The organism is Mesorhizobium sp. M2E.F.Ca.ET.209.01.1.1 (assembly GCF_004010375.2).
Classification (GTDB): domain Bacteria; phylum Pseudomonadota; class Alphaproteobacteria; order Rhizobiales; family Rhizobiaceae; genus Mesorhizobium.
The window spans coordinates 1-17,170 of the sequence record NZ_SADP02000017.1 but is presented as its reverse complement, the minus strand read 5'-3'; the positions used below and the strand labels follow the sequence as shown (position 1 = coordinate 17,170).

The 17,170-nt window shown below is 63.7% G+C and carries 14 protein-coding genes; 10 read left to right on the top strand and 4 right to left on the bottom strand.

Annotated elements, in window-relative coordinates; genetic code table 11:
* Positions 1-8 precede the first annotated feature (8 nt).
* The 3 genes from EN852_RS26230 to EN852_RS26220 form a co-directional block, all read right to left on the bottom strand.
* Entirely contained in the window at positions 9-1,799 is a 1,791-nt protein-coding gene (locus EN852_RS26230) for a TRAP transporter large permease subunit (RefSeq protein ID WP_189546182.1), read from the bottom strand.
* Positions 1,796-2,401: a TRAP transporter small permease subunit gene (locus tag EN852_RS26225; RefSeq protein WP_127878468.1), complete on the bottom strand. Its 606-nt coding sequence runs from the start codon at positions 2,399-2,401 to the stop codon at positions 1,796-1,798. The genes EN852_RS26230 and EN852_RS26225 overlap by 4 nt, the downstream gene beginning before the upstream one ends.
* A gap of 288 nt (positions 2,402-2,689) precedes the next feature.
* Positions 2,690-3,595, bottom strand: a complete 906-nt coding sequence (locus EN852_RS26220) for a branched-chain amino acid ABC transporter permease (protein WP_127866832.1) — start codon at positions 3,593-3,595, stop codon at positions 2,690-2,692.
* Between the two features lie 95 nt (positions 3,596-3,690).
* On the opposite strand from EN852_RS26220, the gene EN852_RS26215 reads away from it, so the two are divergent.
* From EN852_RS26215 to EN852_RS26190, 6 genes are all read left to right on the top strand, one after another.
* Positions 3,691-4,299: a CGNR zinc finger domain-containing protein gene (locus EN852_RS26215; RefSeq protein WP_127878466.1), complete on the top strand. Its 609-nt coding sequence runs from the start codon at positions 3,691-3,693 to the stop codon at positions 4,297-4,299.
* Positions 4,292-4,822 (top strand): hypothetical protein, encoded by a 531-nt coding sequence (locus EN852_RS26210; protein ID WP_127878464.1) that lies wholly within the window; start codon positions 4,292-4,294, stop codon positions 4,820-4,822. The genes EN852_RS26215 and EN852_RS26210 overlap by 8 nt, the downstream gene beginning before the upstream one ends.
* Before the next feature lie 336 nt (positions 4,823-5,158).
* Complete coding sequence (locus EN852_RS26205; protein WP_127878462.1) at positions 5,159-8,632, top strand: indolepyruvate ferredoxin oxidoreductase family protein; 3,474 nt, start codon at positions 5,159-5,161, stop codon at positions 8,630-8,632.
* A 149-nt stretch (positions 8,633-8,781) separates the two neighbouring features.
* Positions 8,782-11,097, top strand: a complete 2,316-nt coding sequence (locus EN852_RS26200) for an EAL domain-containing protein (RefSeq protein ID WP_127878460.1) — start codon at positions 8,782-8,784, stop codon at positions 11,095-11,097.
* A 375-nt stretch (positions 11,098-11,472) separates the two neighbouring features.
* Entirely contained in the window at positions 11,473-12,192 is a 720-nt protein-coding gene (locus EN852_RS26195) for an acyl-homoserine-lactone synthase (RefSeq protein ID WP_245519705.1), read from the top strand.
* A gap of 187 nt (positions 12,193-12,379) precedes the next feature.
* Entirely contained in the window at positions 12,380-12,529 is a 150-nt protein-coding gene (locus EN852_RS26190) for a DUF3096 domain-containing protein (RefSeq protein WP_127866594.1), read from the top strand.
* 9 nt (positions 12,530-12,538) lie between these two features.
* Here EN852_RS26190 and EN852_RS26185 read toward each other — a convergent pair whose 3' ends face one another.
* Positions 12,539-13,354: an alpha/beta hydrolase gene (locus tag EN852_RS26185; protein WP_127878458.1), complete on the bottom strand. Its 816-nt coding sequence runs from the start codon at positions 13,352-13,354 to the stop codon at positions 12,539-12,541.
* Positions 13,355-13,601: 247 nt separating this feature from the next.
* Here EN852_RS26185 and EN852_RS26180 point away from each other — a divergent pair, with 247 nt between their 5' ends.
* The 4 genes from EN852_RS26180 (at position 13,602) to EN852_RS26165 (ending at position 17,003) form a co-directional block, all read left to right on the top strand.
* Complete coding sequence (locus EN852_RS26180; RefSeq protein WP_042645175.1) at positions 13,602-13,826, top strand: aa3-type cytochrome c oxidase subunit IV; 225 nt, start codon at positions 13,602-13,604, stop codon at positions 13,824-13,826.
* Between the two features lie 84 nt (positions 13,827-13,910).
* Complete coding sequence (locus tag EN852_RS26175) at positions 13,911-15,182, top strand: Re/Si-specific NAD(P)(+) transhydrogenase subunit alpha (RefSeq protein ID WP_127878456.1); 1,272 nt, start codon at positions 13,911-13,913, stop codon at positions 15,180-15,182.
* A complete protein-coding gene (locus EN852_RS26170; RefSeq protein WP_040974911.1) occupies positions 15,182-15,604 on the top strand; it encodes an NAD(P) transhydrogenase subunit alpha in 423 nt (140 codons plus the stop codon). Before EN852_RS26175 ends, EN852_RS26170 begins: the two co-directional genes overlap by 1 nt.
* Before the next feature lies 1 nt (position 15,605).
* Complete coding sequence (locus EN852_RS26165; RefSeq protein ID WP_127878454.1) at positions 15,606-17,003, top strand: NAD(P)(+) transhydrogenase (Re/Si-specific) subunit beta; 1,398 nt, start codon at positions 15,606-15,608, stop codon at positions 17,001-17,003.
* Positions 17,004-17,170: the final 167 nt, after the last annotated feature.

Genomic DNA, 17,170 nt, shown 5'->3' with positions numbered 1-17,170 from the left:
GAAATGTCCTAGTTGAATTTGGGCGGCTGCGAGAGGTCGGGTGCCGGTGCCGCCGGCTTGGCCGGCGCGTCGCCGAAGCTCGGCGGCTGCGACAGGTCGGGCGTGCCTAGCGCCGCCGGCGCGCCGCCATTGGCGGGGGCCGCGCCGTTGTTCGCGGGCGGCGCGCCGAGCGGTGACAGCGAAGGCATGTCGGGCAGCTTGAGGTCGATGGTGCTGGGCTCCACCGCCGCTCCCTTGTAGCGCATGACCATTTGCGGGAAGGCGATGGTGAGCCCGATCATGATCACCTGGATGCAGACGAACGGCACCGCACCCCAATAGATCTGCCCGGTGGTGACGGGCGCGATCTGCTTGCCGGTGATCCTGTCCAGGTAAGGCACGCGGGCCGCGACCGAGCGCAGGTAGAACAGCGCGAAGCCGAAGGGCGGATGCATGAAGCTGGTCTGCATGTTGACGCCCAGCAGCACGCCGAACCAGATCAGGTCGATGCCGAGCTTGTCGGCGGCGGGCGCCAGCAGCGGCACGATGATGAAGGCGAGCTCGAAGAAATCGAGGAAGAAGGCAAGCAGGAAGACCAGGATATTGACGCCGATCAGGAAGCCGGTCTCGCCGCCGGGCAGCGAGGTCAGGAGATGCTCGACCCAGATGTGGCCGTTGACGCCGTAGAAGGTGAGCGAGAAGACGCGCGCGCCGATCAGGATGAACAGCACGAAGGAGGAAAGCCTGGTCGTCGAGGCAAGCGCCTGTTTGACGACGTCGAGCGACAGCCGTCCCTTGGCCGCCGCCATGATCAATGCTCCGACCGAGCCCATGGCCCCGCCCTCGGTCGGCGTGGCGATGCCGAGGAAGATTGTGCCCAGCACCAGGAAGATCAGCGCCAGCGGCGGGATCAGCACGATCACCACCTGCTGCGCCAGCTTCGACATCAGGTTGAGCCTCAGCCGCTGGTCGACTATGGCGGCGACATAGATGACGATGACGCCGACGGCGAAGCCGAGTATGTCGGCATTGTCGCCCTGCGTCGGCGCAAGATAGCGATAGGCGCCGTAGGAGATCGCGCCGGTTACCAGCAGCGCCACGATCAGCGAGATCACGCCGCGGCCGAGCGTGCGGGCTTCGAGAGGCAGCGCCGGCATCGAGTTTGGCCGGACGATCGACACGATCAGGATGTAGAGCATGTAGATGCCGGTCAGCACGATACCCGGGATCAACGCGCCGGCATACATGTCGCCGACCGACCGTCCGAGCTGGTCGGCAAGCACGATCAGCACCAGCGAGGGCGGAATGATCTGGGCAAGCGTGCCGGAGGCCGCGATGACGCCGGAGGCGAGCCTTCGGTCATAGCCGTAGCGCAGCATGATCGGCAGCGAGATCAGCCCCATGGCGATGACCGAGGCCGCCACCACGCCAGTCGTTGCGGCAAGCAGCGCGCCGACGAAGATGACCGCATAGGCAAGGCCGCCACGGATCGGCCCGAACAGCTGGCCGATCGTGTCGAGGAGATCCTCGGCCATGCCGGATCGTTCGAGCACGATACCCATGAAGGTGAAGAACGGTATCGCCAGCAGCGTGTCGTTGGACATCACCCTGGTGCCGTAGAAATTGTCCGGCAGCGCATGCAGCAGCGGCCAGGCGAGGTTGATCGACCCGCCGGAATAGGGCGAGACCAGCACGCCGATGAAGAAGAACAGAAGTCCGTTGGCGGCGAGCGAGAAGGCGACGGGGTAGCCGATCAAAAGGAAAATGATCAGCGAGGCGAACATGATCGGCGCCATGTTCTGCGCGATGAACTCGATCATGGGCGGACCTCGCCCGCGATGGCTTTGGCTTCCTCGGCCAGCGCCTCCGCCTCGAGCCTGGCCTGCTCATGCGCCGATATGAAGGGATTGGGATCGTCCATGTCGCCGCGCATGATGGCGATCTTCTTGATGATCTCGGAAACGCCCTGCAGGGCCAGCAGGAAGAAGCCAACAAGCAGGATGGCCTTGGCCGGCCAGACGATCAGCCCGCCGGCATTGGTCGACATCTCGCCGCTGTGGAAGGACAGCGACACATAGGGCACGAAATAGATCACCATCAGCACGACGAAAGGCATCAGGAAGAACAGGTGGCCGAGCAGGTCGATCCAGTGCTGCACGCGCCGCGAGAACATGCCGTACACGATGTCGATGCGGATATGGTCGTTCTGCTTCAGCGTGTAGGCCGCGGCCAGCATGAAGGCGGCGCCGAACAGATACCACTGCAGTTCGAGCCAGGCATTGGAGGAGGTGTCGAACACCTTGCGGATGACGGCATTGCCGGCGCTCACGAGGATCGCGAACAGGATCAGCCATGACACCCAGCGGCCGATGAACTCGTTGATGCGGTCGATCGTCCTGGAAAGAGCGAGAAGCCCTGCCATGCATATCCTCCCTGACAATGCGGCGCGCCCGATTCCCCCTTCGGTGTCGCGTCGCCTGGCCCAACGGTATGCAGTGCGTGGTCCGGCAGGTCAACATGGCAAAGCTGCGGCTAACAGATCGGCGCACCGGACAATGCCGGAACGCCGCCGCTTGACGGCACGTCATGCAACCAAAGTCTGGGATGCTTAAAGCATGTCTCCTGAAAGTGGGACCCGGTTTCAGGATAAAGACATGCGTAAACCAAAACCTAAAGCGCATGGAGCGAATCTGAAAGATCGCGACGCGTTTTAGGCGATCTTGGCCTGGTCGCGCCCGGCGCCGATCAGCACCAGCATGACGACGAGGAACAGGTATATCCAGGCGTCGCGCCATTCGAGCGGGAAGTAGCCGGCCCACAGCGATTCCGCCATGCCGAAGGCCGCGGCGCCAAGGGCCGCCTTGAGCGGCGACAGATAGCCGCCGACCGCCGTCACGAACAGGATCTTGAGGCCGTAGATCAGCCCGGTGCCGAAGCTGACATTGCCGTAATAGAGACCGGCAAGCACGCCGGCCAGGGCCGCGCAGAAGCCGCCGAACAGCACGGCGCGGCGGAACACGGCGGTGACGTCGACGCCGCACATCGCCGCCGCCTTCGGATCGTCGGAGACGGCCCGCCAGGCGCGGCCGAAGCTGGAGTGGGAAAATAGCCAGGCCGCCAGCGCCACCAGTGCGACGACGCCCGCGCAGTCCAGCAGCTGGATGACGGTGAGCGTGACCTTGAAGCCGCCGCCCTCGGCGAAAATGACGGGAGTGGCGAGCATCGGCGGCAGCCACAGGTCGTGCGTGTCGGCGGCGATGCGGCTGGCCTCCGACAGGAAGATCAGGATGCCGAGCGTCGTCACCACGATGGCGTTGGGCGAGCGGTCGGCGAGCCTCTCGAACACGCTGCGCGACAGAATGTGGCTGATCAGCGCGGCGTAGAGCAGGGCCGCGGCCACGCCGAGCGCCACCGCGGCAGCCAGCGTCAGCCACAGCGCCTGATAGCCGAAGGCGGCGGTCAGGATCATCGTCTGGCCGCAGAAGGCGAACAGCGCGCCGTAAGCCAGGTTGGTGCGGTGCAGGATGCCGTTGGTCAGCACATAGCCGAAGGCGAGCAGCGCATAGAGCGCGCCCGAATGCAGCCCGTTCAGCACCTGCTGGAAGAAATAGAGCATGCGGCGTCCTTGGGGGCCGCATGGCGCGACCCTGCATGGAGCGTTACATTCGGAATCTAACTTGTCAAATGCGTTTTATCGGTTAGATTTCCCTTATGACGGTTTCCTGGACCCCGCACCGTTTCACCGGTGGCATCCTTGCGCTCGACACGGCGAACACCGTGGTGCTGCGCAACGATCCGCAAAAGTCCTTCGACCGCTTTGACGATCCGGCCGAGATCGCCCGTTTCGCCGAGGCGGCAAGCGGCTTTCGCGCCGTCGAGCTCGGCGGCCGGCGGCTGCGGGCGCCGGAGCCGGGCGAGATCAAGCCAATCGTCATCTCAATCCGCGAAGCGACCGACCGGCTGTTTCGCCATGCCGTATCGAACGGCGCGGTGGCGACCAGCCACCTGCCGGATTTCCTGATGGCCTGCGCCAGCGGGCTGTCAGGCAGCGCGACCGAGATCGGAACGCCGGGCCAGCCTTTCGGCGACCCGCAAACGCCGATCGCCTTCGAGGCGGCTTTGGCCGTTTCGGCGCTGTCGCTGCTGCGCGACGAAACCGTGGCGAGGCTCAGAATCTGTCCCAACTGCAGCTGGCTGTTCGTCGACCGCAGCCGCAACGCCAGCCGTTTGTGGTGCGACATGGCTGTCTGCGGCAATCGCCAGAAGGCAAACCGCTATTACCGCCGCCGTACAGCGGCGAGGGAGGTTCCCAATGCTTAGAAAATTTTCGCGTTCGGCCCTGGTCGCCGCCGCCCTGGTCGCCACAATCGCGCTCGGCGCCTGCCGCGACACTGGCAAGGACCAGCTCTTTGCCATCTCGGGAAAACTGTTCGAGTTCAACTATCGGCTGGCCATCGCCACCTATGTCATCACGCTGAGGCCGCTGCGGCCGATGGTCGACGGCCAGGTTGCGGTGGTGAGCTTCCAGAACCCGGCCGGCGGCGACCCGCTCGTCGTCAACCAGAAGATCTGGCCGAAGCTGCCGCATATCACGCTGACCAGCCCGCCGCTCACCTGCGTGGTCAAGGACAAGCCCTACAGCGTCTCGATCCGCATCGAGGATTCCAACGGCACGTTGCTGCAGAGCATCGACACCACAATGACCTCGTCCGAGGACCAGACGATGCTGCCGGACCGACCACTGGTGATCGGACCGAAATACGAGCTCAACCCGGACCTTGCCGGCCACCCTGACGGCAAGCTGCCCGATGCTCAGAAGCCGGATTGCTCGAAAGCGACCTGAAACGCGCAGCGTTAAAGCAATTCCAGGAAAAGTGTGGAGCGGTTGGGCTCGGCGTCTTCGCCGTAGCCTTCCGTCCGGAATTGCGTCAAAAACCAAAAGATAGGGCGGTTCGCCGTTTCAGTGAAATGGCGAACCGCCCTGTCACGAAATTTTTGTTCCTCACAAAGCGGTTAGCATGATCTTGCGTGCGCCACCTGCCGTTCGCCAGACCGTTTGTTGCGTGTTATCTGGCCTCTGCGATTTTGTTTGACCTCACCGCCAAGGGACGAAAGACTGCGGCGTCCCACTCCGACGTTGGCTGCCTGATTTGAGGTGCCTCCGCAGAGGAAATAGCCGATGACGCTGCACGACGTCGCGCTCGACGACAAGTTCGACCTTGGTAAGGAGCGCGTCTTCCTGTCCGGCGCGCAGGCCGTCGTGCGCATGCTTCTGATGCAGCGCGAGCGCGACCGCCGCGCCGGCCTCAACACCGCGGGATTCGTTTCCGGCTACCGCGGCTCGCCCTTGGGCGGCCTCGACATGCAACTGTGGCGGGCGAAGAAGCAGCTTGCGCAAGCCGACATCGTCTTCCAGCCGGGCCTCAACGAGGAGCTCGCAGCCACCGCCTGCTGGGGTTCGCAGCAGACCGAATTGCTGGGCGAAGGCACGCATGACGGCGTCTTCTCGGTCTGGTACGGCAAAGGGCCGGGGGTCGACCGGTCCGGCGACGTCTTCCGCCACGCCAATCTTGCCGGTTCCTCGAAACATGGCGGCGTGCTTGCCCTGATGGGCGACGACCACATGGCCGAATCCTCGACCAACGCGCATGCCACCGAGTTCCTGTTCGTCGACACCATGGTGCCGATCCTCAATCCGGCCGGCGTGCAGGAGATCATCGACTACGGCCTTTACGGCTTTGCCATGTCGCGCTTCGCCGGCACCTGGGCGGCGATCAAATGCGTCAAGGACAACATCGAATCGACGGCTTCGGTCGACGCCTCGATCGAGCGTCTGGGCATCGTCATTCCCGAATTCGACATGCCGCCGGGCGGCCTGAACATCCGCCACGAGATCGACATGCTCGGCCAGGAAGAGCGGCTGCATGAACATAAGCGCGCCGCCGCTTCCGCCTTCATCCACGCCAACGGGCTGAACCGCATCATCTATTCCGGCGGCCGCAATCCCAGGCTCGGCGTCATCACCATCGGCAAGAGCTATCTCGACGTCCGCCAGGCGCTGGAGGATATCGGTATCGACGAACAGGCGGCGAACCACATCGGCATCCGCCTGTTCAAGGTCGGCTGCCCGTGGCCGTTGGATTTCCAGCACATCGCCGATTTCGCGCGCGGCCTCGACACCATCGTCGTCGTCGAGGAGAAGCGCTCGCTGATCGAGGTGCAGCTGCGCGAGAACCTCTACGGCACCGCCACGCAGCCGGTGATCGTCGGCAAGAAGGACGAACGCGGCGACTGGCTGTTTCCGGCCAAGGGCGCACTCGATCCGAACGAGATCGCGATTGCGCTCGGCGAACGGATCCTGCGCACCATCGGCCCGTCGGAAGAGATTGCCGCGCGGGTGGCGAAGCTGCGCCAGTTCCAGGCGATGCTCGCCGACACGCTCGATATCGGCTCGCGCACGCCCTTCTTCTGCTCGGGCTGCCCGCATAATTCCTCGACCAAGGTGCCGGAGGGCTCGCTGGCAGCCGCCGGCATCGGCTGCCATTTCATGGCGCTGTGGATGGACAGGAACACCGTCGGCTTCACCGCCATGGGAGGCGAGGGCGCGCAATGGGTCGGACAGGCGCCGTTCTCCAAGCGCGACCACATCTTCCAGAATCTCGGCGACGGCACCTACAACCACTCCGGCGTGCTGGCGATCCGCTTCGCCCTGTCCTCCGACGCCAACATCACCTACAAGATCCTCTACAACGATGCCGTCGCCATGACCGGCGGTCAGCCGCATGAGGGCGGCCTGACCGTCGACATGATCGCCAGGCAAGTGCGCGCCGAGGGCGTCGAGCGCATCGCCGTCGTCACCGACGAGCCCGGCAAATATGCCGGCAAGGCCGATTTCCCGGCCGGCATAACCATCCACCACCGCGACGATCTCGATCTCGTCCAGCGCGAATTGCGCGAGGTGAAAGGCGTTTCGGTGCTGCTCTACGATCAGACCTGCGCCGCCGAAAAGCGCCGCCGCCGCAAGCGCGGCACCTTCCCCGATCCGGACAAGCGCGTCTTCATCAACGAGCTGGTCTGTGAAGGCTGTGGCGATTGCGGCGTGCAGTCGAACTGCGTCTCGATCCAGCCGGTCGAGACCGAATTCGGACGCAAGCGCCGGATCGACCAGTCGAGCTGCAACAAGGATTTTTCCTGCCTCAACGGTTTCTGCCCGTCTTTCGTCACCGTGCATGGCGGCAAGATCAGGAAGGCCGAAGGCATTGCCGGCAGGGCCGATCCGCTGGACGGCGTGCCGGCGCCGGCTGAATTCCGCATGGGCAACCAGGGCTGGGCGGCGATCATCGACGGCGTCGGCGGCACCGGCGTCGTCACCATCGGCGCAGTGCTCGGCATGGCCGCCCATATCGAGGGCAAGGGCTGCGGCATGATCGACATGGCGGGCCTTGCCCAGAAGGGCGGCTCGGTCTTCACCCATGTCCGCATCGCCCCGACACCCGAGGACATCCACGCCATCCGCGTCTCGGCCGGCAAGGCCGACCTCGTGCTCGGTTGCGACCTCGTCGTCTCCGGCGCCAAGAAGGTGCTGGGCGCGGTGCGCGAGGGCCACACGATCTTCCTCGCCAACACCGCCGAGATCATGCCCGGCGAATTCACCCGCTCCGCCGACTTCTCGCTGCCGGTCGAGCGGCTGAAGAAGGCGATCCGGGCGGCTGCCGGCGACGACAAGGCGCATTTCTTCGACGCCACCCGCACGGCGACCGCTTTGTTCGGCAATTCGCTCGGCGCCAACATGTTCATGCTTGGCTTCGCCTTCCAGCATGGCGGCTTGCCGCTTTCGGCCGAAGCCGTTGAAAAGGCGATAGAATTGAACGGCGAAGCGGTCGCCATGAACGTCGCAGCCTTTCGTTGGGGCCGCCGCGCCGCGCACCAGCCCGATTTCGTGCGTGGCCTGGTCGCCCAGACCGGCAAGCCGGCGTCGAAACCGGCCGAGACGCTGGATGAGGTCATCGCCCGCCGCGTCGCCTTCCTCACCGCCTACCAGAACGCCGCCTATGCCAGGCGCTACGCCGACCGCGTGGCGGCCTTGCGCGCCGCCGAAGCCAAGGCTGTGCCCGGCTCGACCGCGGTGACCGAGGCCGTCGCCAGGAATCTCTTCAAGCTGATGGCGATCAAGGATGAGTATGAGGTGGCGCGACTCTACACCGACGGCACTTTCGCCGCCGACCTCGCCAAGCAGTTCCAGAGCTACGAGAAGCTCGAATTCCATCTCGCGCCGCCGATCCTCGGCCGGCGCGGCAAGGACGGTAGCCCAAGGAAATCGAGCTTCGGCCCGTGGATGATGAAGGGCTTTCGGCTGCTGGCGGCGATGAAGGGCCTGCGCGGAACCGCGTTGGACCTTTTCGGCTACACGGCCGAGCGGCGCATGGAGCGGCAAGCGTTGAGAGAGTATGAGGCCGATCTCGACCTCATCGTCGGCGCGCTGGCGCCGGGACGGATCGAGGCCGCCACGGCCCTTGCCTCAGTGCCCGCTCTCATCCGCGGCTACGGCCATGTCCGGCAGGCCAGCGCCATGAAAGCGGCAGGCGAGCGCTCGCGGCTGATCGAGCGTTTGAATCAAGCCCCCGCGGAGCCATCGCTTCGGGCGGCGGAGTGATGGCGCCGGCGCGTAGATAGCGCCTGGAACCCCCTGAATTTCCTGATCTGTCCCGCGGGTCTCAACGCTCTGCAACCGGCATGAAGCGCGGTTCTAAGCCTTTCTTAAGGCGGGTGTGGGATGACAAGGCTTAGCGTTGGGCCAACGATATGGGCAGAGCAAAGACCGAAGACATCCCGGCGGATGTTTATATCCAGTTTGTGCGGGCGTTGTCCGACAACGCCTACATGCTGGTGGTCGGCGGCGTATGCTACTGGATCCTCGGATTGATGATCTACCTGCGGACGCAGGATACGCTGTATCTTGGCTTCGCCTTCCTTCTGTTGTCGATCAACCTCTGGCGCTACTTCAGCATCCGCAGCTTCCAAAAGAGCGGCGGCACTTTACCCACTGTCGAAAAGGCAGAGGCGTGGGAACGAGGTTACATTATCAAAGGCAGTGCGCAGGGCCTCGCATTGGGGTCATTGTGTTTCGTGTCGATCTACCTGCGTCCCGATTCCTTCGCCGAACTGTCGTCCGTGTCGTTGGCATTGACCACCCTGCTCACGGTTGTCGGCCGGAGCTACGGTTCCAGGCGCATGGTGCAGATTTTTTCCGTTACCCTCATTGGGCCGCCAGCACTTGCGCTCGTCCTGCGCATGGACGTCCCCGACTTCGTCCTCGGGCTGATGATCGTCCCGACGACAATCGTCACCATCAGCAGCGCCGATCATGTCCGCAACGTTCTGTTCTCGGCGGTCATCGGTCACCGGCAGGCGAAGGAATTGGCGCAAAGGTTCGACCGGGCGCTGAATACGATGTCGCACGGTCTTGTCATGCTCGACTCGAACGGAAAGGTGGTCGTCGCCAACGCCGAGGCAGCACATTTGATGTCATTGAAATCGCCGGGCGCGCTGCTGGGGCGGTCGATCCACGGCCTCCTGATGCGCGGCGTCGCCGGCGGCATGCTGGCCCCGAAAGACTGCCGCTACATCGAGGCGCAACTGACGCGCGCCCTGCGCGAAGGCCGCGACCGCAAGGTACTGGTCTCGCTCGCAAACGGCCAGCACTACGAATTCTCCGCTCGTGAAGGGAGCCAGGAACTGGGCGTCGTCACCTTCGAGGACGTGACGGCGCGCGTCGAGGCGGAGGAAAAGATACGCTTCATGGCGCGCTACGACAATCTGACCGGTTTGCCGAACCGCGCCTACTTCCACGAACTTGTCCGTGAGGCCATGGCCTCCGGCGAGCAGGAGCGGCTCTGCGGTCTGGCGGTGCTCGATCTCGACGACTTCAAGAGCGTCAACGACACGCTCGGTCATCCTGTCGGCGACGGGTTGATTTACGCCGTGGCCGAGCGTCTTGCAGCGATTGCCGGGCCGGGCATCACGGTCAGCCGCTTCGGCGGCGATGAGTTCATGGTCTTCTTCGACCGTGTCGAGGATGAGAGCCACCTCAGCACCCTCCTCGATCAGATATTCGCGGACCTGCAGGGCGAGGTGGACGTCGCCGGCCACGGCTTGCGCATCCAGGCCAGCGGCGGCGCGGTGCTGTCCAAGGTCAAGGACACCGAGGTTGATGCAATGATCGTCAAGGCCGACCTTGCCCTCTACAAGGCCAAGGAACTTGGCAAGAACAGCTGGCGTCTGTTCGAGGCGGCCATGGACGCCGCTTTCCGCAATCGCCAGCTGATGAAGGCGGATTTGCGCAATGCCGTGCAGGCCAAGGATTTGCGCGTTGTCTATCAGCCGATCGTCTCCGTCAGCACCATGCGCATCGCCAGTTGCGAGGCGCTCTGCCGCTGGGACCATCCCGACCTCGGCCCAATCTCGCCCAGCGTCTTCATCCCCTTGGCGGAAGAGATGGGCATCGTTTCCGACATCAGCACCTTCGTGCTGGAGGCCGCATGCGCCGAATGCGCCAAATGGCCGGCCCAGACCAGTGTGTCGGTGAACTTGTCGGCCAAGGATTTCCGCAGCCGCGATATCGTCCAGAAGGTCAGGGAAGCCTTGGCCAAGTCGGGCCTGGCGGCGCACCGGCTCGAGATCGAGGTCACCGAGACCGCATTGCTCGACGACAAGTCGCTGACGCGTGAGTCGATCGAGGACTTGAAGGCGCTTGGCGTGCGCATTGCGCTTGACGATTTCGGGACCGGCTATTCCAGCCTGAGCTATCTGCACAAGTTGCCGCTCGACAAGATCAAGATCGACCGCTCGTTCCTGGTCGATCTAAACCAGAACCGGCAGTCGCTCGATCTTCTCAAGGGCATTGTTGGCCTGTCCCGGACACTGGGCCTTTCCGTAACCATCGAAGGGGTCGAGACCTTCGAGCAGCTGAAGACGCTGATCCATCTGGTCAAACCGGACTTCGTGCAGGGTTTTCTCTTCGGCGCCGCGCTCAGCGCGTCGGGCATCGAGACGATGTCGAGCGTCACTTGGCCATTTGCGGCCGAGTTGCATATCGCCGGCAAAAGGACAGCCAGCTGAACCGATTTCGGGCAAACTCCAACACTGCTCTCGGTTCGGAGTGGTGTCGTTCGGGCTGCGATTTCGCGGATCACCGCCGCCTTCACGCAAGCCTAAGCTTGCTGCGCCTCGGCGTCTTCAGACCTTGAACTTAGGATGGTCCAGCGGATCGCCGGCAGGTGGTCTTGGACGGCCCGTCGGCGTCGAGTTTGCTTTTTTGCTTAGAGAATCTGCGAAAATCGGCCCGGCCGTTAAGGTTAACAAGCGGTAAATCAGCAATATCGAATTTTCAGCTTGTGTCCCATTTCAACTCGAATAGCCTTAGTTGCAGGCGGAATTCGAGGAATGACAATGGATGCTGCGAGGAAGAGTGCTTCGGCTGGCGCCGGCGCGAGGATGGACTCCGCGCTTAACCAATCGATGATGCAATTACTGGACCATGTCGAGTATCGTCTCATCACCGGGGGCGAAGATCTGGAGGCGATCTATCGGCTCCGCTACAACTCCTATCGGCGCTCAGGTATGTGTGGTCCGATCGCCGGCGGGATGTTCGAGGACCGCTGGGACAATCTGCCGAATTCCTACAGGTTCGGCGTCTATTTCGACGGCCACCTGGTAAGCACATTGCGGCTGCACTACATCACCCGCGAGCATCCCTACTCGCCCTCCGTCGACGCCTATCCGGAAATATTGGCCGAGCGGCTTGCCCGCGGAGAGACTTTCATCGACGGAACCCGGTTCGCAACCGACCCGGACCTCGCCCCGGCGCCGGGAGTCCTGCCTTTCCTGACCCTCAGGATTTGCATGGTGGCTTACTGCTATTTCCGCCAGACCGCGATGTTCATCCCGATCAAGCTGGAGCATTCCGCTTTTTATGCCCGCTTCTTCAGCGCAAAGCAGATGACCGAGGGCAAGGCGTTTCCGGGCGTTATTCCTCCGCTCGCATTGTTCGAAATTTCCGGCAATGAAGCGAATTTTCACCGGATACTCGACCGGTTGCCGTTCTTCAGATCGACGCCGATGGAACAGCGGCTCATGTTCGGTAATCCGGCCATCAACCGGCTGACGCCTCTGTCGATCGTGCCGACGGCGAAGTTCTTTCGCGCGGCTGCCTGAACGCAGGTTGTGAACCTTTCGCCGGCTGCGCCGTTATTCGAGCAGTTCCAGGAAAGGTCTGAGCGGTTGTCCGTCCGGAAATTCTGTCAAACACCGAGGTTCATCGTTTCCGTGAAACGGTGAACCTCGCTATCTCCGCAGCCTTGTCTGACGGGCGTTCGCGCCCGTCGAAGGAAAGGATCCCCAGATGACCATCCACTCGCTCGCGCTGACGCCGCTGATTTCGCTGATCGCCGGCGTGCTGATCCTGGTGATGCCGCGGCTCCTCAACTACATCGTCGCGCTCTATCTGATCGTCGTCGGCCTGCTTGGCCTGTTCCCGCATCTCGCCAGCTGAATGAACCGCTCAGCCGGCGAAGAAGCGCAGGGCTGCGGCGACAATGGCTTCGGGTGCGTCTTCCTGCATGAGGTGCCCGGAGCCTGGAATGAGCGTCAAGCTGCAATCCGGCAGCATGGTCGCTAGCTTCGTGCCGCTCTGCGGCGGGATCCAGCGGTCTTCTTCTCCCCACAGCAAGGCCACCGGGCAGCGGAACGCACGATAGAGCGGTTCGACTTCGTCGGTGAAACGCTGGTCCATTTGCGCGATCTGCCGATAGAAGGCGGGCTGGCCGACCGGGCCGGTCCATGGCGTGATATAGGGCTGCAGGTCGGCGTCCGACAAAGGCTTGGCGGCCGCGCCGGCAATATAGGCCTTTAGGATCGCCGTCTGAATGTAATCCGGTACGCCGGCGAAAGCGGATTCATGACGCCCGACATGCTGGACAAAGGGTGAGCCCCAGGGCCGAACCGCCACGGGATCGATCAACAACAGCCTTTCATAGTTGCAGCCGTCGATCAGATGCGCGCGCAGGGCTGTGGCGCCGCCGAAATCGTGGGCGATGACATTCGGCCGGTCCAGCTTCCAGAACCCCAGCATCGCCGCCAGGGCTCTGTTCTGGATGGCCAGCGAGACGTCCTGGCCTTCCCGTTTCTCGGACTGGCCATATCCCGGCAGATCGTAAAAGTAGAGCGTATGGTCACGCGCCAGTTCAGGGACAACGCGGTGCCAGACATGCGAGGAAAAAGGCGTTCCATGGACGAGCACGATGGCGGGGCCGGAGCCGACCGAGCCCCAGGCGATCATGGTGCCGTTCCAGTCAAATCTCTGCGTCGGCAAAATCATGGCGGTTCCTCGTCGGGTCCTGCGGGCAGGCAACGATAATCTCCTCCCGTCGCGCGGGAAAACGCGAAATAGTCAAAGCATATTGAGAACGGCCGACAGGCTCGCCGGGCGCCGGCCGCTGTCCGCAGCGAAACCGGTTTCAACTTTCATTTGAGGCTGTTGTCGCGGGCTGTGCGGCAATAGCGCCATTGCTCTTGGTTCGGCTTTTCGCTATGTGCCTCAAAGGCTTTTTCGAAGGGGTACTTTCATGGCTGATCACACGCCCGCCGGTCCTGTCGAGCTAGGCGCGCAGATGGACTATGCCGAGCACGACCGCACCTACAAGGCCTTCCTCGGCCTTGCCAAATACGGCTCGCTGGTCTGCGCCGCCATCCTCATCGCCATGGCCTTCGGCTTCTTCGTCGGCGGCTTCTTCTCGGGCCTCATCGTGTTCATCCTGATCACGGCCATCGGCACGCTCATTCTGCGGTAGACTTCCCAAGCCCATCGCCTCGACGTCGCCGGACGTCCGGCCGACGCCTTGCGTAATCAAGGTTCCAGCCGAAAGGATCGCCCGGTGGGACAAATAGTGTTCATCCCTCGTGAGCTTGACCCGAGCGAGCCGCGCGTCGCGGCCTCGCCGGAAACGGTCAAACGTCTGGCTGGTCTCGGCTTCGACGTGATCGTCGAGAAGGGCGCCGGCCTCGGCTCCCGCATCCCCGACCAGGATTTTGCCGCGGTGGGTGCCGCGATCGGCAAGACTGCCGACGCGTCGAAGGCCGACGTCGTGCTGAAAGTGCGCCGGCCGACCGATGCCGAGTTGAAGGGCTACAAGTCCGGCGCCGCCGTCATCGCCATCATGGACCCCTATGGCAACGATGCCGCGGTGGCCGCCATGGCCAAGGCCGGCATCACCGCTTTCTCCATGGAGTTCATGCCGCGCATCACCCGTGCGCAGGTCATGGACGTTTTGTCCTCGCAGGCCAACCTCGCCGGCTACCAGGCGGTGATCGACGCCGCTGCCGAATATGACCGCGCGCTGCCGATGATGATGACGGCGGCGGGCACCGTGCCTGCGGCCAAGGCCTTCATCATGGGCGTCGGCGTCGCCGGCCTGCAGGCGATCGCCACCGCGCGCCGCCTTGGCGCCGTCGTCACCGCCACCGACGTGCGCCCGGCGGTGAAAGAGCAGGTGCAGTCGCTCGGCGCCAAGTTCCTGGCGGTCGAGGACGAGGAGTTCAAGGCGGCAGAGACGGCCGGCGGCTACGCCAAGGAAATGTCGAAGGAATACCAGGCCAAGCAGGCGGCGCTGACCGCGGAGCACATCGCCAAGCAGGACATCGTCATCACCACGGCGCTGATCCCGGGACGTCCGGCGCCGAAGCTGGTCTCAGCCGCCATGGTCGCCTCGATGAGGCCGGGTTCGGTGATCGTCGACCTCGCGGTCGAGCGCGGCGGCAATGTCGAGGGCGCGGTGCCGGGCAAGGTCGTGACGACCGAAAACGGCGTCAAGATCGTCGGCCATCTCAACGTGCCTGGTCGTGTCGCCGCATCCGCCTCGCTGCTCTACGCCAAGAACCTCTACGCCTTCCTCGAGACGATGGTCGACAAGGCGACGAAGCAGCTCGCCATCAAGCGCGACGACGAGCTGGTCAAGGCGACGATGCTGACCGACGGCGGCAAGGTCGTGCATCCGAACTTCGCCAAGGCGGCGGAGGAGCCGCGCACCGAGCCGGCAGCCATTCCGGCGACGACCATGGTTGCCGAAGCCGCCGACCCGAAGCCGGCGCCGAAGAAGAGGGCCGCCGCAGCCAAGTCGCCCACCTCTAAGACTAAAGGGACCGCGTGATGGAACAGCTGCAGAAAGCCCTGGACCAGCTCGACCAGGCGACCGCCGCCGTGCGGCTGGCGGTGCAGGATCTCGCCAACGCGCCTGCCGGCGCCGAGGCTGCCGGCAACGCCGCGCATGCGCTCTCGGGCGGCGCCATCGATCCCTTCGTCTTCCGCTTCGCCATCTTCGTGCTGGCGATCTTCGTCGGCTATTATGTCGTGTGGTCGGTGACGCCGGCGCTGCACACGCCGCTGATGGCCGTCACCAACGCCATCTCCTCGGTCATCGTCGTCGGCGCGCTGCTTGCCGTCGGCATTGCCGCTTCCGGCCTCGCCGCGGGCTTCGGTTTCGTCGCCCTGGTGCTGGTCTCGGTCAACATCTTCGGCGGCTTCCTGGTGACCCAGCGCATGCTCGCCATGTACAAGAAGAAGGAAAAGTGACGTGACCGTCAATCTCGCTTCCTTCCTCTATCTCGTCTCCGGCATCCTGTTCATCCTGGCGCTGCGCGGGCTCTCGCATCCGACCACCAGCCGCCAGGGCAATCTCTACGGCATGATCGGCATGGGCATCGCCATCGCCACCACGCTGGCGCTGGCAACCCCATCGGCCGGCCGCTTCGGCCTGATCGTGCTCGGCCTCGCCATCGGCGGCGGCATCGGCGCCGTCACCGCGCGCCGAATCGCCATGACCTCGATGCCGCAGCTGGTCGCCGCCTTCCACTCACTCGTCGGCTTCGCCGCTGTCATGGTGGCCGCCGCCGCCATCTACGCGCCGGAAAGCTTCGGCATCGGCACGGCCGGCGACATCCACGCCCAGGCGCTGGTCGAGATGAGCCTCGGCGTGGCCATCGGCGCCATCACCTTCACCGGCTCGGTCATCGCCTTCCTCAAGCTCGACGGCCGCATGTCCGGCAAGCCGATCATGATCGGCGGCCGCCACTTGATCAACATCGCGCTCGGCGTCGCCCTGGTGGTGCTGATCGTGCTTCTGGTCGGCACCGAATCGAAGCTCGTCTTCTGGTTGATCGTCGCCGCCTCGCTGGTACTCGGCGTGCTCCTGATCATTCCGATCGGCGGCGCCGACATGCCGGTCGTGGTGTCGATGCTGAACTCCTATTCGGGTTGGGCGGCGGCAGCGCTTGGCTTCACCCTCGGCAACCTTGCGTTGATCATCACCGGCGCGCTGGTCGGCTCGTCCGGCGCCATCCTGTCCTATATCATGTGCAAGGGCATGAACCGGAGCTTCATCTCGGTCATCCTCGGCGGCTTCGGCGGCGAGACGGCCGCAGCAAGCGACGACGGCATCGAGCGCACCGTCAAGCAGGGCTCGGCCGACGACGCGGCCTATCTGATGATGAACGCGCAGAAGGTCATCATCGTGCCGGGCTACGGCATGGCCGTCGCCCAGGCGCAGCATGCGCTGCGCGAGATGGCCGACAAGCTCAAGGCCAACGGCGTCGAGGTGAAATACGCCATCCATCCGGTCGCCGGCCGCATGCCCGGCCACATGAACGTCCTTTTGGCGGAGGCGAACGTCCCTTACGACGAGGTGTTCGAACTGGAGGACATTAACTCCGAATTCGCACAGGCCGATGTCGCCTATGTCATCGGCGCCAACGACGTCACCAACCCCTCTGCGCGCGACGACAAGGCCTCGCCGATCTACGGCATGCCGATCCTCGACGTCGACAAGGCGCGCACCTGCCTCTTCGTCAAGCGCTCGCTCGGCTCCGGCTATGCCGGCATCGACAACACGCTGTTCTACAAGGACGGCACCATGATGCTGCTCGGCGACGCCAAGAAGATGACCGAGGAAATCGTCAAGGCCATGGATCACTGAGCCTGATTGAAGGCATCAAAAAGAGAAAGGCCCGGCAGACTGAACTGACCCCCGAAAGTTGGACACAACCTTCGGGGGTTTTGCATGTCCAAGCACAGTCCGCGTTTCAAGCGCTCGGTTGTCGACAGCTATTTGTGTGGGAATGAAAGCTACGCGAGTGCTGGGTC